Origin of the sequence: Palleronia sp. THAF1, assembly GCF_009363795.1 — a bacterium.
GTDB lineage: Bacteria > Pseudomonadota > Alphaproteobacteria > Rhodobacterales > Rhodobacteraceae > Palleronia.
Genome location: NZ_CP045420.1, coordinates 264,325 through 290,991 on the forward strand (window position 1 = coordinate 264,325; position 26,667 = coordinate 290,991).

Annotated in this window: 23 protein-coding genes; 14 read left to right on the top strand and 9 right to left on the bottom strand. The window is 64.6% G+C overall.

Annotated features, from left to right (window positions below):
* Positions 1 to 55: 55 nt before the first annotated feature.
* From FIU81_RS01360 to FIU81_RS01370, 3 genes are read left to right on the top strand one after another with little or no spacing between them, the layout of a single operon-like run.
* Positions 56 to 484: a PaaI family thioesterase gene (locus FIU81_RS01360; RefSeq protein WP_124111048.1), complete on the top strand. Its 429-nt coding sequence runs from the start codon at positions 56 to 58 to the stop codon at positions 482 to 484.
* On the top strand, positions 481 to 993 hold the full coding sequence (locus FIU81_RS01365; RefSeq protein ID WP_124111047.1) for a PaaI family thioesterase: 513 nt from the start codon (positions 481 to 483) through the stop codon (positions 991 to 993). The genes FIU81_RS01360 and FIU81_RS01365 overlap by 4 nt, the downstream gene beginning before the upstream one ends.
* A complete protein-coding gene (locus FIU81_RS01370) occupies positions 986 to 2,299 on the top strand; it encodes an MATE family efflux transporter (protein WP_124111046.1) in 1,314 nt (437 codons plus the stop codon). The genes FIU81_RS01365 and FIU81_RS01370 overlap by 8 nt, the downstream gene beginning before the upstream one ends.
* On the opposite strand, the gene FIU81_RS01375 is transcribed toward FIU81_RS01370, so the two are convergent.
* Complete coding sequence (locus FIU81_RS01375) at positions 2,296 to 3,336, bottom strand: quinone-dependent dihydroorotate dehydrogenase (protein ID WP_124111045.1); 1,041 nt, start codon at positions 3,334 to 3,336, stop codon at positions 2,296 to 2,298. The genes FIU81_RS01370 and FIU81_RS01375 overlap by 4 nt on opposite strands.
* The gene (locus tag FIU81_RS01380) at positions 3,333 to 3,668 is read right to left on the bottom strand and encodes a DUF952 domain-containing protein (RefSeq protein WP_124111044.1); all 336 of its coding nucleotides are present in this window, start codon (positions 3,666 to 3,668) and stop codon (positions 3,333 to 3,335) included. Before FIU81_RS01380 ends, FIU81_RS01375 begins: the two co-directional genes overlap by 4 nt.
* Before the next feature lie 112 nt (positions 3,669 to 3,780).
* Here FIU81_RS01380 and FIU81_RS01385 point away from each other — a divergent pair, with 112 nt between their 5' ends.
* Positions 3,781 to 5,343: a bifunctional metallophosphatase/5'-nucleotidase gene (locus FIU81_RS01385; protein WP_124111043.1), complete on the top strand. Its 1,563-nt coding sequence runs from the start codon at positions 3,781 to 3,783 to the stop codon at positions 5,341 to 5,343.
* A 121-nt stretch (positions 5,344 to 5,464) separates the two neighbouring features.
* Here FIU81_RS01385 and FIU81_RS01390 read toward each other — a convergent pair whose 3' ends face one another.
* From FIU81_RS01390 to FIU81_RS01400, 3 genes are all read right to left on the bottom strand, one after another.
* Positions 5,465 to 5,980 (bottom strand): hypothetical protein, encoded by a 516-nt coding sequence (locus FIU81_RS01390; protein ID WP_124111042.1) that lies wholly within the window; start codon positions 5,978 to 5,980, stop codon positions 5,465 to 5,467.
* A 49-nt stretch (positions 5,981 to 6,029) separates the two neighbouring features.
* Positions 6,030 to 6,812 carry a hypothetical protein gene (locus tag FIU81_RS01395; RefSeq protein WP_124111041.1) on the bottom strand — a complete coding sequence of 261 codons (783 nt, stop codon included), beginning with the start codon at positions 6,810 to 6,812 and terminating at the stop codon, positions 6,030 to 6,032.
* A 108-nt stretch (positions 6,813 to 6,920) separates the two neighbouring features.
* Positions 6,921 to 8,150 carry an MFS transporter gene (locus tag FIU81_RS01400; protein ID WP_124111040.1) on the bottom strand — a complete coding sequence of 410 codons (1,230 nt, stop codon included), beginning with the start codon at positions 8,148 to 8,150 and terminating at the stop codon, positions 6,921 to 6,923.
* Between the two features lie 102 nt (positions 8,151 to 8,252).
* Between FIU81_RS01400 and FIU81_RS01405 the strand changes: the two genes are divergently transcribed.
* Entirely contained in the window at positions 8,253 to 8,903 is a 651-nt protein-coding gene (locus FIU81_RS01405) for an SOS response-associated peptidase (protein WP_124111039.1), read from the top strand.
* A 103-nt stretch (positions 8,904 to 9,006) separates the two neighbouring features.
* Here the strand turns inward: FIU81_RS01405 and FIU81_RS01410 are convergent, their stop codons facing one another.
* Positions 9,007 to 9,681, bottom strand: coding sequence for a hypothetical protein (locus FIU81_RS01410; protein WP_124111038.1), 675 nt, complete (start codon positions 9,679 to 9,681; stop codon positions 9,007 to 9,009).
* Positions 9,682 to 9,775: 94 nt separating this feature from the next.
* Between FIU81_RS01410 and FIU81_RS01415 the strand changes: the two genes are divergently transcribed.
* Positions 9,776 to 10,192, top strand: a complete 417-nt coding sequence (locus tag FIU81_RS01415) for a L,D-transpeptidase (protein ID WP_254695966.1) — start codon at positions 9,776 to 9,778, stop codon at positions 10,190 to 10,192.
* Positions 10,193 to 10,443: 251 nt separating this feature from the next.
* On the opposite strand, the gene FIU81_RS01420 is transcribed toward FIU81_RS01415, so the two are convergent.
* The 3 genes from FIU81_RS01420 to FIU81_RS01435 form a co-directional block, all read right to left on the bottom strand.
* On the bottom strand, positions 10,444 to 11,181 hold the full coding sequence (locus FIU81_RS01420) for a hypothetical protein (RefSeq protein ID WP_152460896.1): 738 nt from the start codon (positions 11,179 to 11,181) through the stop codon (positions 10,444 to 10,446).
* Positions 11,182 to 11,221: 40 nt separating this feature from the next.
* The gene (parE, locus tag FIU81_RS01425; protein ID WP_124111036.1) at positions 11,222 to 13,171 is read right to left on the bottom strand and encodes a DNA topoisomerase IV subunit B; all 1,950 of its coding nucleotides are present in this window, start codon (positions 13,169 to 13,171) and stop codon (positions 11,222 to 11,224) included.
* A 314-nt stretch (positions 13,172 to 13,485) separates the two neighbouring features.
* Positions 13,486 to 14,613, bottom strand: coding sequence for an MFS transporter (locus FIU81_RS01435; protein ID WP_124111034.1), 1,128 nt, complete (start codon positions 14,611 to 14,613; stop codon positions 13,486 to 13,488).
* A 122-nt stretch (positions 14,614 to 14,735) separates the two neighbouring features.
* Here FIU81_RS01435 and FIU81_RS01440 point away from each other — a divergent pair, with 122 nt between their 5' ends.
* From FIU81_RS01440 to FIU81_RS01475, 8 genes are all read left to right on the top strand, one after another.
* The gene (locus FIU81_RS01440; protein ID WP_124111033.1) at positions 14,736 to 15,614 is read left to right on the top strand and encodes an NAD-dependent epimerase/dehydratase family protein; all 879 of its coding nucleotides are present in this window, start codon (positions 14,736 to 14,738) and stop codon (positions 15,612 to 15,614) included.
* 78 nt (positions 15,615 to 15,692) lie between these two features.
* A complete protein-coding gene (locus tag FIU81_RS01445; RefSeq protein ID WP_124111032.1) occupies positions 15,693 to 17,033 on the top strand; it encodes an MATE family efflux transporter in 1,341 nt (446 codons plus the stop codon).
* A 4-nt stretch (positions 17,034 to 17,037) separates the two neighbouring features.
* Complete coding sequence (truA, locus tag FIU81_RS01450; RefSeq protein WP_124111031.1) at positions 17,038 to 17,793, top strand: tRNA pseudouridine(38-40) synthase TruA; 756 nt, start codon at positions 17,038 to 17,040, stop codon at positions 17,791 to 17,793.
* 119 nt (positions 17,794 to 17,912) lie between these two features.
* Complete coding sequence (locus FIU81_RS01455) at positions 17,913 to 19,316, top strand: YcjX family protein (protein WP_124111030.1); 1,404 nt, start codon at positions 17,913 to 17,915, stop codon at positions 19,314 to 19,316.
* A gap of 22 nt (positions 19,317 to 19,338) precedes the next feature.
* Positions 19,339 to 20,337, top strand: a complete 999-nt coding sequence (locus FIU81_RS01460) for a YcjF family protein (RefSeq protein ID WP_124111029.1) — start codon at positions 19,339 to 19,341, stop codon at positions 20,335 to 20,337.
* 111 nt (positions 20,338 to 20,448) lie between these two features.
* Positions 20,449 to 21,603, top strand: a complete 1,155-nt coding sequence (locus FIU81_RS01465; RefSeq protein WP_254695967.1) for an AI-2E family transporter — start codon at positions 20,449 to 20,451, stop codon at positions 21,601 to 21,603.
* Between the two features lie 173 nt (positions 21,604 to 21,776).
* Entirely contained in the window at positions 21,777 to 24,767 is a 2,991-nt protein-coding gene (ileS, locus tag FIU81_RS01470) for an isoleucine--tRNA ligase (RefSeq protein WP_124111028.1), read from the top strand.
* 116 nt (positions 24,768 to 24,883) lie between these two features.
* Positions 24,884 to 26,611: a DNA polymerase III subunit gamma/tau gene (locus FIU81_RS01475; protein WP_124111027.1), complete on the top strand. Its 1,728-nt coding sequence runs from the start codon at positions 24,884 to 24,886 to the stop codon at positions 26,609 to 26,611.
* The last annotated feature ends 56 nt before the right edge of the window (positions 26,612 to 26,667 follow it).

The window sequence follows — 26,667 nt, forward strand, 5'->3', positions numbered from 1 at the left end:
CCTTGCCGGGCGCGACATGTCGCGCCACAACCGAACCGACCCACAGGAGCCGACGATGACAGACCGCGCCGCACAGATTGCCAAGCAATTCATCGAGGCGATCCCCCATGCCCGCGACCTTGGCATGACGGTGGATGAGACCGGGGCGGGGACCTGCACCATCTCTATGCCCTATGACGAACGGCTGATCGGCGATCCGCGCACCGGCGTGATCCATGGCGGTGCCGTATCCGCCTTGATGGACACCTGCGGCGGGGCGGCAGTGATGCTGCACCCCAGCGCGCCGGGGGGCACCGCTACGCTGGACTTGCGGATCGACTACATGCGTCCTGCCACGCCCGGCCAGACGGTGCGCGCGCGGGCGGAGTGCTATCACATCACGCGGTCTGTCGCCTTCATCCGGGCGCAGGCGGTGGATGACGACGATGCGAACCCGGTGGCCACGGCGTCGGGCGCGTTCACCCTGCCGGGAGCGAAGGAATGAGCCGCAAGACACCAGAGCCCGTTCAGGTCATCAAGCAGCGGCGCGATACCGCGCTGGAGGCGCTGGCCACCGCGTCGCCCTACATGCGTTACCTTGGCATGCGGTTCGACCGGCGCGGGGATGAGCTTACGGCGATCCTGCCTTATTCCGACAAGCTGATCGGCAACCCGATGCTGCCCGCCCTGCATGGTGGTGTGACGGCGGCGTTCCTTGAGTCCACGGGCGTCATCTCGCTGGCTTGGGCGCGGATGTGGGACGATATAGAAAGCGGTGCGCTGGATCCGGACGCTTTGGCCGCCGATACCTTGCCCCGTCTGCCCAAGACCATCGACATCACCATCGACTACCTGCGATCCGGCCTGCCGCGCGATGCCTATGCACGCGCGCAGATCGTGCGATCCGGGCGACGTTATGCGTCCGTGCGCGTCGATGCGTGGCAGGACAATCGCGACCGGCTGTACGCCTCGGCGACCGCGCATTTCGTGATGCCGCAATCGCGCGATGGCTGAAGCGCGCCCGGTCACGCACAAGCGTGTGTTGGCGGTGGCGCTGCCCATCGTGCTGTCGAACGCAACCGTGCCCATCCTTGGCGCGGTGGACACCGGTGTCGTCGGCCAAATGGGAGAGGCGGCACCCATCGGCGCGGTCGGCATCGGCGCGATCATCCTGACAGCACTGTATTGGGTGTTCGGCTTCCTGCGGATGGGCACGACCGGTTTCGCGTCACAGGCGCTGGGCCGGGGCGACATGGACGAAGGCGCGGCGATCCTGACGCGCGGCCTGTTCATCGGCGTCGCGGGCGGGTTGCTGATCATCCTGTTTCAGCTGCCGCTGTTCCGACTGGCATTCCTTGTGTCCCCCGCCAGCACAGAGGTCGAAACGCTGGCGCGCGGCTACATGGGCGTGCGCGTCTGGTCCGCGCCCGCGCTAATTTCCCTGTACGCCATCACCGGCTGGCTGATCGCGGCAGAGCGCACCACGGGCGTCTTCGTGATCCAGCTGTGGATGAACGGCATCAACGTCGCGTTGGACCTGTGGTTCGTGCTGTCCCTCGGCTGGGGTGTTACAGGCGTGGCTTGGGCTACCTTCATCGCCGAATGGTCCGGTCTGGCGTTGGGCCTATGGCTGTGCCGCAACGCCTTTGCGACGCCAGCGTGGCGCGACCGCGCGCGTATCCTGGACCCGACAAAGCTCAAGCGGTTCGCGCAGGTCAATTCCGACATCCTGCTGCGCTCGCTGATGTTGCAGGCGATCTTCGTGTCGTTCCTGCTGCTGGGTGCGCGGTTCGGAGACGTGCGGCTGGCAGCGAACCAAATCCTGCTGCAGTTTCTGGAGATCACCGCCTTCGCCATGGATGGCTTCGCTTTCGCGGCAGAAGCTATCGTCGGCAGCGCGCTGGGCGCGAACCGGCGCGACCTGTTCCGGCGCGGGGCCATCGTTTCGTCCATCTGGGGCGGCGTCATCGGGATCGCGCTGGCGCTGGCCTTCTGGTTGGCAGGCGGCTGGGTGATCGATCTGATGACGACCAACGCAGAGGTTCGGGCAGAGGCGCGGCTCTACCTGCCCTACATGATCGCCGCGCCCATCGTCGGCTGGGCGGCGTGGATGCTGGACGGCATTTTCATCGGCGCGACGCGCACGGCGGACATGCGCAACATGATGGTGATATCGTTCGTCATCTACATAGCGGCGGTCTTCGCGCTGATGCCGGTCTTCGGCAATCACGGCCTATGGATGGCGTTCCTGATCTCCTTCGTCGCGCGCGGGCTGACGCTGGGCTGGCGTTACCCCGCGTTGGAACGCTCAATCGGTTAAAGCCAGCGGTCGCGGTCGGTGCCGATCGCCGCCTCGGCGGTCAGCCCCTCAGCGGTCAGCAACGCGTCCAGATCGCGCGCGATCTTCGCCGCCAGACCCAACCCGCCATAGACCATGGCGGTGTAAAGCTGCACAGCGCTTGCTCCCGCCTTGATCTTCGCGAGTGCCTGCGCGCCAGAGCCCACACCCCCCACGCCGATCAGCGGCAGATCGGTCAGTGTGGACAGGCGGGCCAGGACCCGCGTGCTGCGCTCGAACAAGGGCGCGCCGGAAAGGCCGCCGGTCTCGCCCTTGTGGGCAGAGCGAAGCCCGTCGCGGTTCAGCGTGGTGTTCGTGGCGATAATGCCTGCGATACCCGTCTCGTTCGCGATGCCTGCGATGTCCTGCAAGGAACTCTCGTCCAGATCTGGCGCGATCTTCAGGAAGATCGGGATGCCGCGCACATTCGCGGCGATCACGCCTTGCAGGAGGGCGCGCAACGCTTCCGGCCCCTGTAGATCGCGCAGCTTTTCGGTGTTGGGCGAGGATACGTTCACCGTCGCGAAATCGATGTGCTCCGCCGCCGATTCCAGCACGCGGGCGAAGTCAGACGCGCGGTCGGCGCTGTCCTTGTTCGCCCCAAGGTTCAGGCCGCGCGGCACGTCGGTGGGCGTGGCGCGTAGGCGCTCTGCGATGACGCCGACGCCTTCGTTATTGAAGCCGAAGCGATTGATCGCTGCCGAGTCCTCGGTCAGCCGAAACAGCCGGGGCTTGGCGTTGCCCTCCTGAGGGCGGGGCGTCGCCGCGCCGACTTCCAGAAACCCAAAACCCGCGCGCGACAGGGGTGCCAACGCCTCGGCGTTTTTATCGAATCCTGCCGCCAGTCCGACCGGGTTCGGCAGCGCCAGCCCCGCGACGCGCACGGCCAAGCGCTCCGATGTCACCACGCCCGGAAGCGGCACAAAACCTGCGCGCAGGCCCTTCAATGCCAACCCATGCGCCGTTTCCGGATCGAACCGGCGCAGCGCCGTCAGACCGACGCGTTCCAGCAAGCTCATTCTTCGCCAAGCGCCAGTTGGTCGATTCCGTCACGCGGAATTTCCTTGTGCCACAGGATCTCATCGCGCTTCAGAACACGGTAGAGATGCGGGAAGTCCTGCCCTTCTCGGGCCGCCTCCCATTTCAGCGCATCGCCCATATCGTCAGCTTCCGCAGCGGCGAGGATCAGGCCGGTTTCGCCCTTGAAATGCTTGGCCAGAGTCTCACCGACCTGATCGTGGGTCGAGAAATGGATGTACCCGTCGGCCACATCCACGGGCGCGCCCTCAGTCTCACCGGCGTCATCGAAGGCACGCCACTCGGTCGCGCGGAAAATCTTGTAGATACGCATCCATCATCTCCTTGGATTGCCGCTCTCCGTGTCGTCGTGGTGTCACGAAAGAGGGCTTTGACACTTGGGCAACACAGTCGCACTGTTTTGCGATCCAACAAGGGGGATACCCATGACGTTCCGCATTGCAACCGCAACCGCCGCACTGGCCCTGATGACCGGCGCGGCGCAGGCCGAGTATTCGATCACCATCCTGCACACCAACGACTTCCATTCGCGATTCGAGCCGATCAGCGCCTACGATTCGACTTGTGGCGAAGAAGACAACGCCAACGGTGAATGCTTCGGCGGCTGGGCGCGCTTGGTGAATGTCATCAAGGACGCACAGGAGCGCAACGAGAACACGCTGCTGGTGGACGGCGGCGATCAGTTCCAGGGAACGCTGTTCTACACTTACTACAAGGGCAAGCTGGCCGCCGAGATGATGAATTCGCTTGGCTATGACGGCATGACCGTCGGCAACCACGAATTCGATGACGGCCCGGAAGTTCTGCAATCCTTCGCGCAGACCATCGACTTCCCGATCCTGATGTCGAACGCCGACCTGTCGTCCGAGCCGCTGCTGTCGGACGTGATCCAGAAGTCGGTCATCGTCGAGAAGAACGGTGAGCGTATCGGCATGATCGGCCTGACGCCGGTGGATACGGACGAACTGGCCTCTCCCGGTCCGAACGTGGTCTTCACCGACCCGTCCGAGGCCGTCCAGGGTGAGGTGGATCGTCTGCAGGGCGAGGGCGTGAACAAGATCATCGTGCTGTCGCATTCGTCCTACCGCGTGGATCAGATGGTGGCCGAGAACACCACCGGCGTGGATGTGATCGTCGGCGGACACTCTAACACCTTGCTGGGTGACATGGACGGCGCCGAAGGTCCGTACCCCACCATGGTGGGCGACACCGCGATCGTGCAGGCCTATGCCTACGGCAAATATTTGGGCGAGCTGAACGTCACTTTCGATGACGACGGCAACGTGACCGAGGCCTCCGGCGCGCCGATCCTGATCGACGCGGCCTTCGCCGAGGACGAAGCCGTGGTCAGCCGGATCCAAGAAGCCGCTGCTCCCCTGAATGAGATTCGAAATGAGGTCGTGGCCGAGACCGCAACCGAGATTGTCGGAGTTCGTGAAGACTGTCGGGCACGAGAGTGTCAGATGGGCAATCTGATCGCAGACGCCATGCTGGATCGCGTGGCTGATCAGGGCATAGACGTCGCCCTTCAGAACGGTGGGGGCATCCGGGCGAGCATCGACGCCGGGGAGGTCACCATGGGCGAGGTTCTGACGGTGCTGCCGTTCCAGAACACGCTCTCTACATTCGAAGTCACCGGCGAAACGCTGCTTGCCGCGCTGGAGAACGGGGTCAGCCAGTATGAGGAGGGCGCAGGCCGCTTTCCGCAGGTTGCGGGCATGACCTTCACGGTCGATCCTGCGGCAGAGGTCGGCAGCCGCGTGTCGGAGGTGATGATCGGTGGTGAGCCGGTCGATTCGGCGGCGACCTATGGCGTGGTCTCGAACAACTACGTGCGTAACGGCGGTGACGGCTATTCGATGTTCGTGGATGCCGCGAATGCTTACGACTACGGCCCGGACCTGGCGGATGTGACCGCCGAATACATGGCCGAGCAGGGCGCTTATGAGCCCTACACCGACGGCCGCATCACGGTCGCTGGCGAGTAAACTTCAAGACGTCGACAAAGGGGCCGGTGCGAAAGTACCGGCCCTTTTTCCATGCTGTACGCTGCGCGTCGATACCGAGGATACTGCGTATTTCGCGGGGATTTTGCGGCGTATTTCGTTCCTACGTTCGTCGACATTTCCGCAGTGCCACGTTGTAGCGTGACGGTGCGAACGGTGCGACTGGGCCGTTGACCTGTCCGACGATGTCCAACCGGCTGCGCGACAGGCGGGTCAGGGTGAAGGTTGCTGGGGACAAGTCGAACACGCGGGTGGCGGAAATCCCGATGCGGGGCGGCGCGCCCTGGATCGACAGGATTTCGAACATGCGGCCTTCGGCAATGATGTACTTCGGCGTCAGATGCCAAGCGCCCAGCGTGCCAAGGCAGGTGCCGTTCGCTTCCGTCCGCCACAGGTGTGTCAGCTTGCCGTAGGCCGCCTGCGCGACCGGATCGTCCGGCACGGGAAACGCGCGGATCGGGGCGCCCAGAACGGTCGGCGCACCCCATGTGGGCTCGCCGAAGTCGCAATCACCATTCCCCTGACATAAGCCACCCGCTGCCGATCCGACTGCCCAGAAGAGCAGCCCAAGAGGGATGGCGAAGGCGCGCAGGAAGAGCATGGGTGGGGATCCATTCATGGTTTCCCCAAACTTCTACCGCACCAGCATTACCAAACCGTTTACGCGCCTAGCAGGGTCGCAGGGTCGCGCTTGGTGCATCACCGCTGCCCTGCACACGTGCACCACTGCCATCAGGCGTCAGCGTGAAGGTGATCGGGGTGCCATCGTCGCCCATCGCCTGAACACCCAAACGGCTGGCATCGCCCGACACGTTCATCACATCATAGCCTGAACCATTCGCGGTGATTCGGCCGTCGTCGATCCGCCAATCGCAGGCCCCGCCGCTGGAATAGGACCCGCTGTAGGCCGTGCGGAAGGCTTCGTCCGCCGACAGATCGTCTTCCGGCTGGTCGTCGGCTTCCGCGGCGGGCGCGCTCGGCGCTGGCCTGTTGGCGGCCAGTGCATCGCGCAACTCGTCGGAGCTGGGGACGTCCGGGTCAAGCGATTGCGCGGTGATGTTATCCTCGGGCGCGGGGAAGGGCGACGTGGGTTCCTGCGCCACGGCAAGGCACCGTTGCAGATCGGCAGAAATGCCGGAACCGCGCACGGCGACGCCAGAGGACGTCGGGATCAAAGCCAACGGCACGCGCTGACCGGTGGATTGGCTGACCAAATCAATGGTGATGCCCTGCGCTCCGGTGCCGACGCCCAACAGTTCCAGTCGCTGGTTGCCTGCGCGCACCGATTGCATCCCGAAGGACCACGTGTCGGCAGGATCGGCGCAGTTCTTCGACGGCTCAGCCCATTCGCCGGTCAACCCGCGATATGTCTGCGCGGCCTGTGCCAGCGCGTCCTGCGCGGCTGCGGGCAAGGGAATAAGGACAAGCATCGGGATCACGTAACGCAACATCAGTCGGCTCCGGTGGGATGGGTAAGGTTTAACGTGTCAGATAGGGACGCGGGGTCCGGTCATGCCATGACAGCGCGTGTTATCGGCAAGCACTTGCCGGTTCGAGGTCTAGACTTCTGCGGCCAAAACCGCCGTCTGGGGGGTCGTGGCGCGCGGCTGACCCTGCGGCACGAACTGGCCCTTGTCCTCCAGATCGGGGGCAGCGTTTTTCCACAGACGGACGACCCCGAACAGGATGATCGACAGATGCGCCAGCGCGGTGATCGCGAACAGGGCGCGGATGCCGTAGGCGGTCATGCCCCAGCCCGCTGCCAGCGGCCCCACGATAGAGCCGAGCCCGAACACCAACAGCAGGCCGCCTGACACCCGGATCGAAGCGCCCTCTCCCGCGTGGTCGTTCGCGTGGGCGACGATCACGGGATACATCGCGAAGATCGACCCGCCGAGCGCCGCGGCCAGCGCAAGATTGCTCCACGCGCCTTCCGGCCGCCATGTCAGGAAAGCGGCGTCGGCCAGCAAGGCGACCGCCGCGACCCCCATCAGCACCCAGCGACGGTCCATCCGGTCCGACAGGACGCCCACGGGCAACTGCGCGACCGCGCCAGCTAGAATGGGCAGTGACGAAAACAGGGCGATGGTCCCGAAAGCCAGCCCGATCCGCTCGGCGAAGACCGGAGCCAGCGCGCCGAAAGAGGCGTTCGACACGCCCACGAAGAACACCGCGAAGACCGCGATAGGAGAGTTACGCCACAGACCGGGCAGGTCCAACCGCGCGCGCACAAGCGGCGGGGGATTGGCCGAGGTGGACACGGCCGTCGGCACAAGGCTGAGCGCGTAGAAGATGCCCGCGACGGCGAAGAGCGTGAAGCCGGTGGGGTCGCCCAGCGTCAGCATCATCTGCCCGCTGGTCGAGGCCACAAGGTTCACCATCGTGTAAATCCCGAACACCCGCCCGCGCGCCTCCGCCGGGGCGCGATCCGTCAGCCAGCTTTCCACGATCATCGCCGCCCCGGCGAAACAGAAGCCACAGATGCCGCGTGTCACGATCCACGCCCAGGGCGTCACCAGCATCGCCTGTAGCAGCACAGTGATGGCAGCCAAGGCCGCAAGCGCAGAAAACGCACGCACGTGGCCGACGTTCGCCACCAGCCCCGATGTCAGCAAGCAGCCGGCGACGTAGCCGACGGCCCAGCCCGTGCCCAGAAGGCCCAACGAAACGGCGGTGAACCCCTCGATCCCGCCACGGACCGGCAGAACAAGCCCATTGATGCCGCCCGCGAAAAGAAGGCAGGCGGATCCAAGCAGAAGGGCGCTGACGGGAAGAAGCTGTCGCAGCATGGCAGGTGCTTTCGGGTGGGCGTCGCCGCGGCAGTATGCCCATCGCAACCACCCGTCCACGGCAAGATTGCGGACGGCGGAGAGGCGCTTATCTTGGGTCCCATGTGCGGACGCTTCGCGATCACCCTGCCATCCGACGCCATGGCGCAACTGTTCTCGGCGGTGCCCGCGAACGACCTGCCGGATGTGCCGAACTACAACGTCTGCCCAACGAACTGCGTTCATGCCGTGGTGTCGGATCAGGACCGTCGCCTGCAGTCCATGCGATGGGGGTTCGTACCGCATTGCGCGAAGGCTGTGAACGACGGGCCGCCCTTGATCAACGCGCGGGCCGAGACGATCGCCGACAAGCGCGCCTTTCGCGCTGCCGTGCGCGCGCGGCGCTGCCTGATCCCGGCGGATGGCTTCTACGAATGGACGAAGGGACCGGACGACGCTCGCTTGCCGTGGTGGATCGCCCGCGCGGACGGGGCGCCGATGGTTTTCGCGGGCATCTGGCAGGACTGGGCGCGGGACGGCGAGACGGTCCGCTCCTGCGCCATCGTGACCTGCGCGGCACAGGGCGATATGGCCGAACTGCACCATCGCAGCCCGGTGATCCTGGACGCCGACGACTGGCCGTTGTGGCTGGGAGAGGATGGTAAAGGCGCCGCGCGGTTGATGCGGGGGCGTGATGATCTGGTGTGGCACCGGGTGGGGACAGAGGTGAATTCGAATCGCAGTACGGGCGCGCAGCTGCGCGAACCTTTATGAAAAAGGCCACGCACGAAGCGTGGCCAGTCTTTCAGGGAGAAATCCGTCGAACCACCGCGTCCGTCGGATAATGTCTTATGACACGAATCCGCTTTCAGGTCTCTTACCCACATATGTCAGAGAGATTGCCGTGACCCTGCGGCAACAGGACTTCGTCCGCAGGCACACGCGATCTGCGTTCTAACGCGGGAAAAACCGGCGACAAAAGCCCGTATAGCTTGGCCGTGCGCGCGCCGTCGGGGTCGAGCGCGCGGCAGCAGACGAACTCCTCCACCAGCCCGCCCTGCTGCTCATAGCCGTAGTCCGCGAAGGCGGCGCCATCCGGCAGGTCGAACAGGTAGGGGTCGTCCTCCACATGCTCTGTCGCGGCTTTGAACGGGGTGTAGCCGGTCTTTTCCGCGTTCTGCCATTGCCACACGTGGGTCAGCTCGTGCGCCAGAAGCATGGCGTCGGGCAGGCTCATCCGACTGGGATAGGCGGACAGGTAATCGTCAAGAAAGAACGGTTTGGCGAAGAAGGCGCGGTTGTAAAGGACCGTCGCGGCGATGCGGGTCTGGACGCGGCCGGTTTCCGGCGGGCGGATGCGCTCGCGGCAGGCCACCGGCGGACGGGCGTCGCGGGAATGACGCAGCAGATACAACGGGTTGCGGCCATGGATGCGGACGGCGCTCGCGTCCAGGGACGGCCCGTGAATTGTGCCCGCAAAAGCACGCTCGGCGTCCGTCAAGGGGCGGGAGCAGGCGGTTAAGGTCAACAAAACAAGGGCGATGCGCAGCATTGGGGAAGTTTGCGCCGCGCTCAACCTTTTCGCAACACGGATCGCGGATGCTGACCTAGAATTGAGGACGAATCAGTCCTGGGGAGGATGCGGTATGATGAAATGGCTGGTGACAGCCGTGCTTTTCTGTGCGGGTCAGATGGCGGCGGCGCAGGCGGTGGATGTGCGCGTGGACATCTCTGAACAGCGGATGATCGTGAAGCGCTGGGGAGAGACGGTGGCGTCTTGGCCCGTGTCCACAGCGCGGCGGGGCAAGGTGACGCCAACGGGGACCTACGCGCCGCAGGTCATGAGAAAGAGGCACTATTCCAGCCTGTACAACAACGCGCCGATGCCGTGGTCGATCTTCTATTCGGGCAACTACGCGATCCACGGGACGAACGCGATCTCCAAACTCGGCCGCCCGGCGAGCGCGGGCTGCGTGCGCCTACACCCCGACAACGCGCAACGACTGTACGGCTGGGTGCAGAACGCAGGCATGCGGAACACGCGTATCCGGGTGGTGCATTGACCGATCCACCGCGCGCCGGGTTTACCGGGCTCGGTCGTGTTGGCCGGGTAAAGGCGGCGCGCGGTGGAGGTTTGGCGATTTCGAAGTATCGGCCTTTTGTCGGCCCTGCGTTGGACGGGCGGAGAGGCGTCCGGGACTGGGGCCAGAGAAAGCAAACTTGGTCGGGCGCGATGGTTCTGTTGAGTTTCGAGATGCCGAGAGTTTTGGTGTCTAGCGTCGATGATGTGGTCCACCTCACGGGTGCCAATGGTCTACTGTCGAGAGGCCAGTCGATCTTTGACTGCTGGCGCCGGTTGCCAGCGAGCGGCTCTTTCTTCCAAATCGTGCAAGACACCGTAAGGGATTTCGGAAATAAAATTAATTCTCAAAAAGCTAAGAATTTCATCCTTATTCAAAGTTTTGATCTTCACGCTATCTCCTCTTGCGAACTCGAAAATGGGAGTTAGAGATTTTTGCATCTCAGCGAAAGTAAAGATAATTTCATGTCGCGGCTGAATTAAATCATTGTATTCAACGATACTGCTGTTCACTTCCTCGACATTTTTTATGTCTTCGAGCAGTCCAGAGTATCTAGCCCGTGTGATCTGATATAAATTTACTGTTCTTTTTGCAGCGGAAATTTGTTTCTCGTCTCCGGTCCTCGTGATTTGCGCTATCTGAATCGCCGCTTTGTCGGCGATTTCCCAGTCGAGCTCTATTCTTTCATCTAAAGAGATAATTTTCAGCGCGCATTTCGTGGCGTGCTCGTACAGAGTTGAGGCGCTTATGCTTGCTTCCGCCAATGCTGCGTTGAGGTTTCGGATCCTTTCGTCCTCCCTAAGTTGGTCTTTCTGCTCGATTTGTTTTTCGATAGAAGAAATCGTCACGATTGCAGCGGCTAGTGTTGCTAGAGCAACAATGTAGCCTTGCGCCTCCACAATAAATCCAGCTCGTTGCCACTCGAAATAAACGAAGGCGATGAAAGATAGTAATCCAAAGGCGTAGCCCAAGAGTACCCAGAACAAGATCCTGAGATGTGTTCCAACCCACCTAAACATCCAACTCCTCCACGAACTGTGCGTTCTGCTGGATATACTCGAACCGCAGTTCCGGTTTCTTGCCCATGAGCCGCTCGACCAGATCGCCGGTTTCGCCGGCGACCTCGTCCACGATGCGCACGCGGATCAGCTTGCGGGTGGCCGGGTCCATCGTGGTGTCTTTCAGATCCTTGGCATCCATCTCTCCCAAGCCCTTGAAGCGGCTGACGTCGATCTTGCCCTTGCCGCCAAGGCCCTTCTTCATCAGCGCATCCTTCTCGGCCTCTGACAGACAATAGGCGCGTTTGGCCCCTTGGGTCAGACGGAAGAGGGGCGGGCAGGCCAGATACAGGTGCCCGGCGTCGATCATGGGGCGCATCTGGGTGTAGAAGAAGGTCATCAACAGCGACGCGATATGCGCGCCGTCCACGTCGGCGTCGGTCATGATGATGACCTTGTCGTAGCGCAGATCGTCCAGCACGAACTTGGTGCTCATGCCGGTGCCAAGGGCTTGGCAGAGGTCACTGATTTCTGCGTTCGACCCCAGTTTCGATGAGGCCGCGCCCAGCACGTTCAGGATTTTGCCCTTGAGCGGCAGCAGCGCCTGGGTCTGGCGGTTGCGCGCGGCCTTGCCGGAGCCTCCGGCCGAGTCGCCCTCGACGATGAACAGCTCAGTGCCCGCGCGGTTCTTGGCGGAGCAGTCCACCAACTTGCCGGGCAGACGCAGCTTTTTCGTGGCGGACTTGCGCTGGGTTTCTTTCTCGGCACGGCGTCGCAGACGTTCCTCGGACCGCAGCACAAGGTAGTCGAGTATCGCGCCCGCGGCCTTGGTATCGGCGGCCAGCCAGGTGTCGAACCGGTCGCGGATGGCGGTTTCGACAAGACGCTGGGCGGCATTGGTGGCAAGGCGATCCTTGGTCTGGCCGACGAACTCGGGCTCTGCGATGAAGCAGGACACGAGAGCGCAGCCGCCCGCCGTCAGGTCCTCGCGGGTGATCTGCGCGGCCTTGCGGTTAGAGACGCGTTCGCCGTGGGCGCGGATGCCCTTGAGGATCGCAGCCCAGAACCCAGCCTCATGCGTGCCGCCTTCGGGGGTGGGGACCGTGTTGCAATAGGACTGGATGAAGCCGTCGCGGGCAGGCGTCCAGTTGATGGCCCATTCGACCTTGCCCGGCGCGTCCTTGAACTCGACCTGCCCGGCGAATGGCGTATCGGCATAGGTGGAGGCGCCGTTGAGCGTTTCGGCAAGGTAGTCGGCAAGGCCGCCGGGGAAGTGGAATGTGGCCTCTGTCGGGGTTTCGCCGTCGTCGATGGCGGTCTTCCAGCGGATTTCGACGCCCGAGAACAGGTACGCCTTGGAACGCACCAGCTTCATCATGCGCGCGGGTTTCAGGGCCAGCTTGCCGAAGATCTCTGCGTCCGGGTGGAAGGTGACGCTTGTACCCTTGCGGTTGGGCGCGGCACCGGCGTCGAAGACGGGGCCCTGGGGGATGCCGCGGCTGAACTCTTGCGCGACCAGCTTGCGGTCACGGGCGACCTCGACCCGGACGTGATCGGACAGCGCGTTGACGACCGAGATGCCGACGCCGTGCAGACCGCCGGAGGTTTGGTAGGCCTTGCCGCTGAACTTGCCGCCCGCGTGCAGGGTGCAGAGGATGACCTCCAGCGCGGATTTGTCCGGAAACTTGGGATGCGGATCGGTGGGGATGCCGCGCCCGTTGTCGGTCACGGTGCAGGAGCCATCGGCGTGCAGCTCGACCGAGATCCGGTTGGCATGACCGGCGACGGCCTCGTCCATCGAGTTGTCCAGCACCTCGGCCACGAGGTGGTGCAATGCGCGTTCATCGGTCCCACCGATGTACATGCCAGGGCGTTTGCGGACAGGCTCCAACCCCTCCAGCACCTCGATGGAGGATGCGTCGTATGCGGGGCCTGCGCCCTGGTTCAGCAGATCGTCGGCCATGCTCGCGCCTTTCGTTCTTGTTGGGTTCCGATTGTGGCAGGGGGCGGCGGCGGCGGCAAGGTTGCGCCGTGCCGCGTTCGTCTTTTGGTCAGGTTTCTCTGGCACAGTGGCGGCATGAAGCAACTTCGCCCCCCCACAGTGCCCGATGCGGCGCCGATGCGCTTTGCGTCCGTTCGAACGTCACGGTTTCGCTATCGCGGGATGTCGACGCAGGATCGGCCCGAGTGGATGGCGCTGTGGACACCGGGGGTGCAGCCGCGACCGCTAACGGTGGCCGAGGCGCGGCGCTTCATGACGCGGGACCGGGCGGGCGACTAGCGCGCAGCGGGGCGCATGGCGCTTGCGAAGACGATCATCAGGATAGCCAGCACGGCCAGAACGCCCATGCCGAACCGCAGCGAGGTCAGCGCTGCGACCGCGCCGATCAGGGGTGGGCCGATCAGAATGCCGCCGTAGCCCAGCGTTGCGACGGCGGCGATGGCCTGGCCTGCTGGCATGGTTTTCGAGGCAGCGGCCCGGCTAAAGGCGAGCGGGAAGATCACGCCAAGGCCAAGGCCCAGCAGCACGAAACCGGGCAGGGCGACAGCGACCGACGGGGCCGCCGCGATCATCGTCGCGCCGGTGACCGCTGCGATCCCGCTGGTGCGGGTGGCGGTGATCGGGCCGAGGCGTTCGATCAGGAGATCCCCCATCAGGCGGATCACGACCATGGCGACAGAAAAGCAGGCGTATCCCAAAGGCGCGCGGGACTCGGATTGCGAGAGCGCTTCGATCAGGTAAAGCGCGCTCCAGTCCGCGACCGCACCTTCGGCGAGCGCGCTGGACAGCGCCACGATGCCCACCAGCACCAGCGGGCCGCGCGGCAGGGCGAAGACGGGGCCGTCTTCGCTGATGCGGCTGTTCCATGGCGTGCGGCAAAGCCAGTAGGTCAGGGCGGCGGCGGGCAGTCCGATGACCGCGAAGTGGTAAAGCGGCGCGACCCCGGAGAGGGCCAGACCCGTGACGGCGCCGATGCCGCCGGACAGAGACCACGCGGCGTGGAACGACGACAGGATGGGCTTGCCGCGCTGTTCCTCGACCTCTGTCGCCCAGCCGTTCATCGCCACGTCGGTCGCACCGTAGGCCGCGCCGAAGATGACCAGCGCGGGGGCCAGTAGCCAGACCTGCGGCATCAGCGCCAAGGCCAGTAGGGCGATGATTTGTACGGGGACGAGAACGCGCGTCAGGCGGGCGGCTCCGATCCGGTCGGACGCGCGGCCTGAAAGGGGGAAAGCGATGATCGCGCCGCCGGCGATGCACAAAAGCAGAAGGCCCAGCGTGTCATGGCCGAGCGCGAAGCGGTCCACGAAGGCGGGGATACGCGCGGCCCAAATGCCGAACAGAAGTCCGTTCAGGCAAAAGGCGGCGGTGGCGGCGATGCGGGCTGGGCGTGTGTCGGTCATGCGCAGGGAATCGGGCGCGCGGCCCGCTTTTGCAAATGACGTTATGTGTCTTGTTCTTGCGAAGATTACTCTTGCCGCATCATCGGCCTACATTCCCCGCCGACGGCAAAGGGAGAACCGATATGCGTATTCTTTTCACGGGTGGTAGCGGCAAGGCGGGCAAGCACGTGGTGCCTTACCTTATCGAACAGGGTCATGAAGTGACGAACTTCGACAAGGTGCCGCTGGACGTGCCCGGCGTGAAGAACCTGACCGGCGATCTGACCGAGGCCGGGCAGGTCTGGGGCGCGCTCACGCAGCCCGCTGACTTCGACGAACTGGAGGACGGCACGGGCGTGCGGCCCTATGATGCCGTCGTGCATTTCGCGGCGATCCCGCGGATCATGATTGCGCCCGATCACGAGACGTTTCGCGTGAACACGATGGGCACCTACAACGTGATGGAGGCCGCTTTGGGCCTGGGCATCCGCAAGGTGATCTTCGCCAGTTCGGAAACGACCTACGGCATCTGTTTCGCCGATGGGGAGCGCAAACCGGAGTACTACCCCATCGACGAAGAGCATCCGGTCGTGCCGGGTGACAGCTATGCCATGTCGAAGGTCGCGAACGAGGTTTGCGGGCAGTGCTTCCAGCACCGATCTGGCGCGGATGTCTATGGCATCCGGATCAACAACGTGATCGAGCCGCATGAATACGCCGAGATGTTTCCGTTCGAAGAGGCAGGCCAGCGCCGCCGCAACATCTTCGCCTACATCGACGCGCGCGATCTGGGCCATGCGGTGGATCGGATGTTGAAGACCGACGGGTTGGGCTTCGAAGTGTTCAACATCGCTAACGCGGACACGTCCGTAACGATGCCCTCGGCGGACGTGGCGGAGCAGTTCTACAGCGGTGTGGAGCGCAAGCGCGAGATGGGCGAGTTCGAGACGTTCTACTCCATCGAGAAGGCGAAGGAGTTGCTCGGCTACGCGCCGAAGCATTCGTGGCGCGATGAGGTCTGAGCGGCGGCCATGAGTATTTGTGAAAACAAAGAACGGCTGGTGTTGCGCCGGGGTGTGGCGCGGCGCTAGGGGCGTCGGATGGATTTTTCGACGCATATCCGCCGGACGCTGGCGTTGGGCGTGCCGCTGATCGGCAGTCTGGTCGCGCAGATGGCGATCCAACTGACCGATGCGGTCATGTTGGGGCGCTATGACGTGGTGGCTTTGGCCGGGCAGGTGCTGGGATCGACGCTGTTCACACTGGCGCTGCTGTTCGGATCGGGCTTCGGCTGGGCCGTGACGCCGGTGGTGGCCGAAGCCGATGCGCGCGGGCAGGTCACCGACGTGCGTCGGGTGACACGCATGGCGCTGTGGCTGTCGGCGGGGTTCGGGGCGCTGGTGATGCCGCTGTTCCTGCTGTCCGGCCCCGTGTTTCTGGCGATGGGGCAAGAGCCGGAAACGGCGCGGATCGCGGCGCAGTATCTGTTCGTGCAAGGCTGGTCGATCTTCCCGGCACTGGGGCTGATGGTCGTGCGAGCTTACTTGTCGGGGCTGGGACGCACGCGGGCTCAGTTCTGGGCCATGACGGCTGCGTTGGTTCTGAACGGGTTGGTGAACTATGCGCTGATCTTCGGAGCGTGGGGCGCGCCGGAGCTTGGGGTGACGGGGGCGGCCATCGGGTCGGTCGTGTCGACCGGCGCGGCCTTCGGGGCGCTAGCGATTTATGCGGCGCTCACGACGCCCGAGCATGCGATCTTCGCCCGCCTGTGGCGGCCCGATTGGTCCGCGATGGGGCGCGTCTTCGCCTTGGGCTGGCCCATCGGATTGGCGACGCTGGCCGAGGCTGGGTTGTTCTCAGCCTCGGCGGTGATGATGGGTTGGCTGGGAACGGTGCCGCTGGCGGCGCATGGGATCGCGATGCAGATCATATCAGTCATCTTCATGGCGCATCTTGGGTTGAGTCAGGCGGCGACGATCCGGGTCGGCAACGCTCTAGGGCGCGATGATGCCGCTGGTCTGCAGCGGGCGGCGAGCGTTGCGCTTTGGCTGTCGGCGGGCGTTGCCGTTCCGACCCTGGTCGTGCTGGTGGTCCTGCCCGAACCGCTGATCGGTTTGTTCCTTGGCGCGGATGAGCAGAGCCGTGCGGCCGTGGTTGCCATGGGGATCGGGCTGTTGGCGGCTGCGGCGGCGTTCCAGTTGGTGGATGCCGCGCAGGTCATGGCGATGGGCTTCTTGCGCGGGTTGCAGGACACGCGCGGACCCATGTGGATCGCGTCGCTGAGCTACTGGGTGATCGGCATCCCGCTGGCCTATCTGCTGGGCTTTCCGGGCGGCATGGGCGGCGTCGGGGTCTGGCTGGGCATGGCGGGCGGTTTGAGCGTCGCGGCCGTTGCATTGCAGCGCCGGTTCTGGCGGTTGGCTGCCAAGGTAGAGGGCTAGGGCGATGCCGCGTTACGCGTTCAAGGTCGAATATCACGGCGCACCTTTTGCGGGGTGGCAGAGGCAGGTGGACCAGCCCTCTGTCCAAGGCGCGTTGGAAGCAGCGCTGGCGCGGCTGGAAGACGACGTGCCCTCTATCGCCGCGGCCGGGCGGACCGATGCCGGGGTGCATGCGACAGCGCAGGTGGCCCATGCGGATACGGCGCGCGACTGGGACCCGTTCCGGCTGATGGAGGCGGTGAACTATCACCTGAAACCCGCGCCGGTTGCGGTGGTGGCCTGCGCGCGGGTGGCTGACGATTGGCACGCGCGGTTCAGTGCGGTGGGGCGACGCTATCTGTACCGCGTGGTGTCCCGGCGCGCGCCGTTGGTGCACGACAAGGGCCTGGCGTGGTGGGTGCGGCACCCGCTGGACGCGGGCGCGATGCAGGCGGGGGCGGATCGGTTGCTCGGGCAGCATGATTTCACGACGTTTCGCTCGGTGCAGTGCCAGGCGAAGTCTCCGGTGAAGACTCTGGATCGCCTGGTGGTCGAGGTGGATGGGGATGAGGTTCGATTTCATGTCGAGGCACGGTCGTTTCTGCACAATCAGGTGCGCAGCTTTGTAGGTACGTTGGAGCGCGTCGGTCGCGGGGCATGGTCGCCTGACGATGTAACGGCGGCGTTAGAGGCGCGGGAACGGGCGGCCTGCGGGCCGGTGGCGCCGCCGGAAGGGTTGTATCTGGTGGGCGTGGTGTATCCAGAAGATCCGTTCGGCTGAGGGGCTCTGCCCCTTTTGGCCCTTGGCCAATTCACCCCGAGGTATTTGCGGAACGCTGAAAACATGGCGGCAGACCCTTTCCACGCCTATCTGTGCATCGACGGCAGGAAAGGGCAGGCATGATCGGCGAGTTGGTGGACGGGGTGACGACACGGATCGGTGGGCTGGGGCGCGCTGTGACGGGGCGGTTTTCCGACAACACGATCCGGCTGGGCGTCACGGGCCTGAGCCGCGCGGGCAAAACGGTGTTCATCACGTCGCTGGTCGCGAACCTGCTGGATCGGGGGCGGATGCACGGGCTGCGCGCGGCGGCGGACGGGTCGATCCGGACGGCGTATCTTCAGCCTCAGCCCAGCGATACGCTGCCCCGGTTCGACTATGAGACGCATCTGGACGCGATGACCGGGGCCGACCCGCAATGGCCCGAGTCGACGAGTGCGGTGTCCGAGTTGCGCCTGTCGCTGAAGGTGCAGCCGACGGGGCTGCTGGCGGGGATGCGCGGCACGCGGGTCCTGCATCTGGATATCGTGGATTATCCCGGCGAGTGGTTGCTGGACTTGGGGTTGCTGGAAAAATCCTTTGCGGAGTGGTCCGAAGGCGCGCTGGTGCGGGCGCGGTCCCGCGCGCAAGGGGCGGCGTTCGTGGAACTGGTCGAAGGCGTCGATCCGACGGCCAAGATGGACGAAGGGCTGGCCAAGCGGTTGGCTGAAGCGTGGACAGGCTATCTGCGGGCGGCCAAGGATGCGGGCTATTCGGACTGCTCTCCGGGGCGGTTCCTGTTGCCTGGGCAGATGGCCGGATCGCCCGCGCTGACCTTTGCACCATTGCCCGAAGGGGGCGGTCGTGGATCGTTGGGAAAAGAGTTCGAGCGGCGGTTCGAGGCCTACAAGCGCGAGGTCGTGCGCCCGTTTTTCCGCGCGCATTTCGCGCAGATCGATCGGCAGGTGGTGCTTGTGGATGCGCTGGGCGCGATCCATGCGGGACCACAGGCGGTGGACGATCTGCGGGTGGCGATGACGGATATTCTGTCGGCCTTCAGGCCCGGTCGGAATGCGTTTCTGACCGAGATTTTTCGGGGCAAGCGGGTCGAGAAGATCCTGTTCGCTGCGACCAAGGCAGACCATCTGCACCACGCGCAACACGGGCAGTTGACGCGGATCATGGAGGCATTGGTCGAGGATGCGAAGCGGCGGGCGGAGTATGCAGGCGCCCGCGTGTCTTCCATGGCGCTGGCGTCGCTACGCGCGACGACCGAGGACCGTATGACGCATGAGGGCGAGGAATTGGACATGGTGCGCGGGGTGCTGGAGTCGGGCAAGCGCGCGGCGTTCTGGCCGGGGGCGCTGCCCGATGATCCGCAGGCGTTGCTCAGTCAGGGACGTCGAGGAGAGACGGCTTGGCTGGACGGCGATTTCGCGGCGATGACCTTCGTGCCGCAGGGGGGGGCGCTGAAGCCCGGAGAGGGGCCGCCGCATATTCGGCTGGACCGTGCGGCGGAGTTTCTGATCGGGGATCGGTTATGAGTAACTTTAGAAAGTCGATGGCATGGTGAAACGCCCAGTTCTGATCGAGGACGACGCTTTTGAAGGGCCGGGACCGGCCGAGGCGTTGCCGGTTCCCGACAGCGACGTGCCTGCGGACGGGCGGGCGATGCGGACGATGGCGGCCTTGGCGGCGCGGCCCCGGTCGGCGTTGGGAACGTGGTTCTGGCGGTTGTCGGGGGCCTTGTTCGTGTTCCTGTTGTCCGTTGCGGCATGGTCGGCGGTGGATGCGATGCTGGCGCGCTCTGCCATCTTGGGTGGAATCGCGACCGTACTGGTGGCGGGCGTGGCGATCACCTCGCTGGGCTTGGTCCTGCGCGAGTTATTGGCGCTGTCGCGCCTGAAGCGCGTCGGACGGGTCCAAGCGGATGCGACGGCGGCGATCGCGGCGCAGGATCTGGATGCGGCCAAGGGCGTCGCGGACCGCATCGTGGCACTTTATTCCGGGCGCGACGCGCTGGATTGGCAGCGCGAGCGGTTCGCCGAACGGCGGGGCGACGTGTTTGACGCGGATGCCTTGCTGGGCCTGGCCGAAACCGAGCTGCTGACCCCGCTTGATGACGCCGCGCGGGCCGAGGTCGAGGCGGCGGCGCGTCAGGTCGCGGCGGTGACGGCAGTGGTGCCCTTGGCGCTGGCGGATGTGGCAGCGGCTGCGGTCTCGAACCTGCGGATGATCCGACGGATTGCAGAGATTTACGGCGGTCGCGCGGGGTCGCTTGGCACCTGGCGGCTGACACGGGCGGTGTTCGCGCATCTGGTGGCGACGGGGGCCGTGGCGGTGGGCGATGATCTGATCGGCTCGATCGCCGGAGGATCGGTGCTGGCGCGGTTGTCGCGTCGGTTCGGCGAGGGCATCGTGAACGGTGCGCTGACCGCACGGGTCGGTGTGGCGGCGATCGAAGTTTGCCGCCCGTTGCCCTTCGTGGCAGCGAAGAAGCCGCAGGTGCATAAGCTGATCGGGCGGGCGCTGTCGGGGGTTTTCCCGCAAAGCCGGAAAGACTGATACTTAGCTCCGACGGACAGAGGCATCTGTTGCGGAAAGTCGGTGCGATGGAACCGGCGGCACTTTGTCGCGTTCGTGGCTGTTGGCCTCTTGCATAAGTGAACGCATTCTTTGGACCGTCCCGTCGTAAATCCTGATCCCATCGATCCAGACACGCTTGCGCCCGAACTGGCGCGCGCCGCGACGGTGCGCGAGTTGCAGCGCATCCGGGGGCTCGTGATCGTTCTGGTCTTGATCGGCGTCACCATCGCGTTGTTTTTCGCACGCGACGTCATCCTGCCGATCATCCTTGGTGTGATGCTGGCATTGACGTTGTCGCCCTTGGTGCGGTTTTTTTCCCGACTCAAGGTCCCGCCGCCGTTGACCGCCGTGGTTCTGATTTTCGGCTTGGGAACGGGCTTGGCGGCCGGCGGCTACGCAATGTCCGGCCCGGTTTCGACATGGATCGAAAGCGCGCCCGAAATGGGGGTGCGGTTAGAAGAAAAACTGCGTGGCGTCTTCGCGTCGGTCGAAAAGGTGAAAGAGGCTGCCGACCAGGCTGAAGAGATCACCCAGGGCGACGACACGGTGCAACGCGTCGCCGTTGAACAGCCGGGCCTTTTGAATTCCGCGGCGAGTGCCGCGGCCACGGCCGGCACGACCATCGCGGTATCTCTGGTGCTGGCCCTGTTCATCCTGGCGTCAGGAGAGATGTTCTACGCGAAAATCGTCGAGGCTTACCCTAAGTTGAGCGAGAAGAAGCGGGCTCTGCGCATCGTCTATGGGGTCGAACGCGCGATCTCTCGTTACCTCCTGACCATCGCGCTGATCAACGCCGGTCTGGGTGTCATCGTCTTTCTGTTGATGTGGGCCATCGGCTTGCCGAACGCGTACATCTGGGGCTTCGTCGCGTTCCTCTTCAACTTCCTGCCGTTCATCGGGGCTATCGCGGGCGTGGTCCTCGTGGGTCTTTACGCGCTCCTGATGATCGAGCCGCTGGGCGCCGCACTGCTGGCCCCCGCGCTTTACCTTGCTGCCACAACGGTCGAAGGCAACATCATCACGCCAGCCATTCTGGGGCGCAGTTTGCAGCTAAATACGGTGTCGGTCTTCATCACGGTCGTGTTCTGGGGCTGGCTTTGGGGCATTCCCGGCGCTCTGATGGCGGTGCCGTTCCTGGTGATCGTCAAGGTGATCTGCGACAACGTGGCCGGACTGAAGACACTGGGGCTGTTCCTTGGCTCGGCGGATACTTCGGTGGCAGAGGCGAAGACGGCAGAGGCGTAGGTCGTGACTTGCCCGTCCGCGGGCTTCCTGCCAAAAGCGGGGCCGACATGATCTGGACCTATCTCATACGAATTACGCGCCCGGCGGCCTGATCGGCCTGCCGGGTTTCCCGCGCCGAGATTGCTCGCGCCCTTTCGCATGTTCCAGACCGCCCATTACACGGGATTTTCCCCATGTCCGATACGCCCGAAACCCCCGACTACAAAGACACCCTGTTCCTGCCGCAGACGGATTTCCCGATGCGCGCGGGATTGCCCAAGCGAGAGCCCGAGTGGCTGGCGCGCTGGGCGCAGATCGGGGTCTATGATCGCCTGCGCGAGAAGAAGGGCCGCGCGCCCTTCACGCTGCACGATGGCCCGCCTTACGCGAACGGCAACCTGCATATCGGCCACGCGCTGAACAAGACGATCAAGGACATGATCGTGCGCTCGCACCAGATGATGGGTCATGACGCGCGCTATGTGCCCGGCTGGGACTGCCACGGCCTGCCGATCGAGTGGAAGATCGAGGAACAGTACCGCGCCAAGGGCAAGGATAAGGACCAGGTCGACGTGGTGGAGTTCCGCCGCGAATGCCGCGAGTTCGCGGCGGGCTGGGTGGATGTGCAGCGCGAGGAATTCCAGCGCCTTGGCGTCACCGGCAACTGGGCTGATCCCTACCTGACGATGGATTTCCACGCCGAGGCCGTGATCGCCGCCGAGTTCCAGAAGTTTCTGATGAACGGCGTTCTGTATCAGGGCAGCAAGCCGGTGATGTGGTCGCCGGTTGAAAAGACCGCGCTGGCCGAGGCGGAGGTCGAGTACCATGAGCGCCAGACCGATGCGATCTGGGTGAAGTTCCCGGTGGTTTCGGCCAGCCGCGACGCCGACATCATCGCTTCCGAGGAAGAGGCCACGGACGATGCGCGCGAGTCAGAGGCCGAAGCTGTCCTGAAGCGCGAGGCACAGCTGGAGGCGGCGACCGTCATCATCTGGACGACGACGCCGTGGACGATCCCATCGAACCGGGCGATTTGCTTCAACCCCGAGGTGTCCTACGGCCTGTATGAAGTCACCGCGACACCAGACGAATGCTGGGCGTCGGTGGGTGACCTTTACCTGTTGGCGGACAACCTTGCCGCCGAGGTGCTGGCTGCCGCCCGTCTGGAAGACGGCCAGTGGAGCCGCGTGCGCGGTCTGCGGACGTCCGAGCTGGAGGCGCTGGTTTGCGCGCATCCGCTGCGCGGGGCCGAGGGTGGTCAGGGCGAGTGGGATTACGACGTGCCCATGCTGCCGGGCGCGCATGTCACCGACGACGCGGGCACGGGCTTTGTGCACACTGCGCCCAGCCACGGCGACGATGACTTCCAGATCGGCCTGCAGCACGGGCTGGTGATGACCTACAACCACGGCGACGACAGCGCCTACCGCGCCGATTTGCCGTTCTTCGCAGGGCTTGAGGTTATCAATCCCAAGGGCAAGCCGGGGGGCGCGAACAAGGCCGTCATCGAAAAGCTGGTCGAGACCGGCCGGCTGTTGGCCCGCAAGCGTATCACGATTTCCGATGCGCACTCCTGGCGCTCGAAGGCGCCGGTGATCCGTTTGAACCGGCCCCAATGGTTTGCCGCCATCGACCGTGCGGTGGGCGACGGCCAGGACCAGTATGGCACGACGATCCGCGAACGTGCGCTGCGGTCCATCGATGAGCTGGTGACGTGGACGCCCAAACGTGGGCGGAACCGTCTGCACGCGATGATCTCTGACCGGCCCGACTGGGTGCTGTCGCGCCAGCGCGCTTGGGGCGTGCCGCTGACCTGCTTCGTGAAGAAGGGGGCGAAACCAGACGAACCGGGCTTTTTGCTGCGGGATGAGGCCGTCAACAAACGGATTTTTGACGTTTTCGAACAAGAGGGCGCGGATGCATGGTATGTGCAAGGCGCCAAGGAACGCTTCCTCGGGGACGATTATGACCCCGATGAATGGGAGCAGGTGTTCGACATCCTGGACGTCTGGTTCGACTCCGGCTCGACCCACGCTTTCGTGCTGCGTGACCGCGCGGACGGGAGCGAGGACGGCATCGCGGATGTTTACATGGAGGGCACGGACCAGCACCGCGGCTGGTTCCATTCCTCGCTGTTGCAGGCCTGCGGAACCATGGGACGCGCGCCCTATCGCAACGTGGTCACCCACGGCTTCACGCTGGATGCCAAGGGCAACAAGATGTCCAAGTCGGTGGGCAACACCGTGGCGCCGCAGAAGGTCATCGACCAGTACGGCGCGGATATCCTGCGGTTGTGGGTCGCGCAGTCTGACTACACGGGCGATTTGCGCATCGGGGACGAGATCCTGAAGGGCGTGGCGGACAGCTATCGGCGCCTGCGCAACACGATCCGCTTCATCCTGGGCAATGTTGCGCATTACGACGAGGCGCTGGCAGTGGAGCCTGCGGATATGCCGGAACTGGAGCGGCTGATGCTGCACAAGCTGGCCGTGCTGGATGGCGTGGTGCGCGACGGCTACCGCCGATTCGACTTCGCAAAAGTGTTCCAAGAGGTGTTCACCTTCGCCACGGTGGACCTGTCGTCCTTCTATTTCGACGTGCGTAAGGACGCGCTGTATTGCGACGCGGCGGACAGCATCGAGCGGCGCTCTGCGCTGACTGTCTTGGACCTGCTGTATCACCGCCTGGTCACGTGGTTGGCCCCGGTGCTGTGCTTCACCATGGAAGAGACGTGGTTGGAGCGGTTCGGGGAAGATGTGTCGTCCGTCCACCTGCTCGACTTCCCCGAAACGCCGGAAAGCTGGCGCGACGATGCACTGGCCGCCCGGTCCGAGCAGGTGCGTGCGGTGCGGCGCGTGGTGACAGGCGCGTTGGAGTTGAAGCGGCGCGAAAAGGCGATCGGCGCGTCGCTGGAGGCTGCACCCATTGTGCACCTCTCGCCAGAATTGGCCGAGGTGGTGCGTGATGCAGAGACCTTCGCCACGCTGTGCATCACGTCTGACATCACGTTGACGACCGATCCCGCGCCTGCCGAGGCGTTCCGTCTGCCAGAGGTGGATGGTGTGGCTGTCGTTTTCGCCAGGGCCGACGGGCAGAAATGCCAGCGCTGCTGGAAAGTGCTGCCGGATGTGGGATCTCATAAGCATGACGCCGTCTGCGGACGGTGTGACACGGCGCTGGGGTGAGAGCGCTGGGGGGCTTCGCGCCCCCCAGACCCCTGCGAGGTATTTGTCGAACGATGAAGGTGGAGGGCGCGCCCGGACTGGTCTAGTCTGGGCGCGTTCTTATGACCCGAGGGATCATGGCCGACCAACCCGCCTATCAGGTGCTTGCCCGCAAGTACCGCCCCGCGACCTTTGCTGACCTCATCGGTCAGGACGCCATGGTGCGCGTGCTGAAATCCGCGTTCGAGACGGATCGCATCGCGCAGGCCTTCATGATGACGGGCATCCGCGGGACGGGGAAAACGACCACCGCGCGGATCATCGCCAAGGGGATGAACTGCGTCGGGCCGGACGGGCAGGGCGGGCCGACCGTGTCGCCTTGCGGTGAGTGCGAACCGTGCCGTGCCATCGCCGAGGGGCGGCATGTGGACGTGATGGAGATGGACGGCGCGTCGCAGACAGGCGTGAACGACATCCGCGACAACATCATCAGCACCGTTAGCTATGCGCCGGCCTCTGCGCGTTACAAGATCTACATCATCGACGAGGTTCACATGCTGTCGACCAGCGCGTTCAACGCGCTGCTCAAGACGCTGGAAGAGCCGCCTGCGCATGTGAAGTTCATCTTCGCGACGACCGAAATCCGCAAGGTGCCGGTGACGGTGCTGTCTCGCTGCCAGCGGTTCGATCTGCGGCGGATTGAGCCCGAGGTTATGATCGCGCATCTGCAGGCGATCGCGGGCCAAGAGGGCGCGACAGTCGCCGATGATGCGCTTGCGCTGATTGTGCGCGCCGCCGAAGGCTCCGTGCGGGACGCGCTGTCCCTGCTGGATCAGGCGATTGCCCACGGGGGGGGCGAGACCGAAGCGGATCAGGTGCGGGCCATGCTCGGGCTGGCGGATAGGGGCCGGGTCCTTGACCTGTTCGATATGATCATGAAGGGCGACGCGGCGGGGGCGCTGACCGAGATCGCGGGGCAGTACGCCGACGGGGCCGATCCGCTGGCGGTGCTGCGCGATCTGGCCGAGGTGACGCATTGGATCAGCGTGGTGAAGATCACGCCAGAGGCGGTAGATGATCCCACCATCGGCCCTGATGAGCGTGAGCGTGGCCGGGATATGGCCGAGCGGTTGCCCATGCGGGTGCTGACGCGAATGTGGCAGATGCTGCTGAAAGCGTTGGAAGAGGTGTCGGCGGCGCCGAACGCGATGATGGCGGCGGAAATGGCGATCATCCGGCTGACGCATGTGGCCGACCTGCCCAGCCCCGGCGATCTGGTGGCGAAGCTGAAAGACGCGACGCCGCCTGCACCTGCTGCCCCAGCCCCCTCTGCACCGCAGGGCAACGGCGGAAGCGCTCCGGTCGCGCGCGGTCCCGCTGGCCCGTCCGGCCAAGCTACGGCGCTGGCGCAGGCCCCCGAGGCGTTGGCCCGCTATGACCGCTTCGAGCAGGTGGTCGAGATGATCCGCGCCAACCGCGATGCCAAGCTGCTGATCGACGTGGAAACCGGCGTGCGTCTTGTCAGCTATGTGCCTGGCCGGATCGAGTTTGCGCCCACCGATAGCGCGCCGCCCGACCTAGCCGCCCGGCTTGGCGCCGCTTTGCAACGTTGGACCGGCGTGCGTTGGGGCGTGTCCGTCGTGGCGGATGGCGGCGATCCCACCATCGCGGAATTGCGCGATGCCGAACGGCTGAAGCTTGAGGCCACCGCCCGCGCCCATCCGATGATGCAGGCGGTGTTCGACGCGTTTCCAAAGGCGAAGATCATCACGATCCGCACGGCTGAACAGATCGCGGCAGCGGCCCAGGCCGAGGCATTGCCGGAAGTCGATGACGAATGGGACCCGTTCGCCGAAGAAGATTGAACCCGATGACGCCCGCGTGAGTTGAGCCTTTGGAACGGGCGGCACCACGCCGCCTG

Excerpts from the sequence above, each read along its gene's own strand:
- FIU81_RS01405 (WP_124111039.1), top strand. The coding sequence starts at position 8,253 with ATGTGCGGACGCTTCGCGATCACCCTGCCATCCGACGCCATGGCGCAA.
- FIU81_RS01390 (WP_124111042.1), bottom strand. The coding sequence starts at position 5,980 with ATGAATGGATCCCCACCCATGCTCTTCCTGCGCGCCTTCGCCATCCCT.
- FIU81_RS01370 (WP_124111046.1), top strand. The coding sequence starts at position 986 with ATGGCTGAAGCGCGCCCGGTCACGCACAAGCGTGTGTTGGCGGTGGCG.
- FIU81_RS01375 (WP_124111045.1), bottom strand. The coding sequence starts at position 3,336 with ATGAGCTTGCTGGAACGCGTCGGTCTGACGGCGCTGCGCCGGTTCGAT.
- FIU81_RS01395 (WP_124111041.1), bottom strand. The coding sequence starts at position 6,812 with ATGTTGCGTTACGTGATCCCGATGCTTGTCCTTATTCCCTTGCCCGCA.
- truA (WP_124111031.1), top strand. The coding sequence starts at position 17,038 with ATGCCGCGTTACGCGTTCAAGGTCGAATATCACGGCGCACCTTTTGCG.
- FIU81_RS01475 (WP_124111027.1), top strand. The coding sequence starts at position 24,884 with ATGGCCGACCAACCCGCCTATCAGGTGCTTGCCCGCAAGTACCGCCCC.
- ileS (WP_124111028.1), top strand. The coding sequence starts at position 21,777 with ATGTCCGATACGCCCGAAACCCCCGACTACAAAGACACCCTGTTCCTG.
- FIU81_RS01460 (WP_124111029.1), top strand. The coding sequence starts at position 19,339 with ATGGTGAAACGCCCAGTTCTGATCGAGGACGACGCTTTTGAAGGGCCG.
- FIU81_RS01440 (WP_124111033.1), top strand. The coding sequence starts at position 14,736 with ATGCGTATTCTTTTCACGGGTGGTAGCGGCAAGGCGGGCAAGCACGTG.
- FIU81_RS01380 (WP_124111044.1), bottom strand. The coding sequence starts at position 3,668 with ATGCGTATCTACAAGATTTTCCGCGCGACCGAGTGGCGTGCCTTCGAT.
- FIU81_RS01365 (WP_124111047.1), top strand. The coding sequence starts at position 481 with ATGAGCCGCAAGACACCAGAGCCCGTTCAGGTCATCAAGCAGCGGCGC.
- FIU81_RS01410 (WP_124111038.1), bottom strand. The coding sequence starts at position 9,681 with ATGCTGCGCATCGCCCTTGTTTTGTTGACCTTAACCGCCTGCTCCCGC.
- FIU81_RS01415 (WP_254695966.1), top strand. The coding sequence starts at position 9,776 with ATGATGAAATGGCTGGTGACAGCCGTGCTTTTCTGTGCGGGTCAGATG.
- FIU81_RS01360 (WP_124111048.1), top strand. The coding sequence starts at position 56 with ATGACAGACCGCGCCGCACAGATTGCCAAGCAATTCATCGAGGCGATC.
- FIU81_RS01445 (WP_124111032.1), top strand. The coding sequence starts at position 15,693 with ATGGATTTTTCGACGCATATCCGCCGGACGCTGGCGTTGGGCGTGCCG.
- FIU81_RS01455 (WP_124111030.1), top strand. The coding sequence starts at position 17,913 with ATGATCGGCGAGTTGGTGGACGGGGTGACGACACGGATCGGTGGGCTG.
- FIU81_RS01385 (WP_124111043.1), top strand. The coding sequence starts at position 3,781 with ATGACGTTCCGCATTGCAACCGCAACCGCCGCACTGGCCCTGATGACC.
- FIU81_RS01400 (WP_124111040.1), bottom strand. The coding sequence starts at position 8,150 with ATGCTGCGACAGCTTCTTCCCGTCAGCGCCCTTCTGCTTGGATCCGCC.
- parE (WP_124111036.1), bottom strand. The coding sequence starts at position 13,171 with ATGGCCGACGATCTGCTGAACCAGGGCGCAGGCCCCGCATACGACGCA.
- FIU81_RS01435 (WP_124111034.1), bottom strand. The coding sequence starts at position 14,613 with ATGACCGACACACGCCCAGCCCGCATCGCCGCCACCGCCGCCTTTTGC.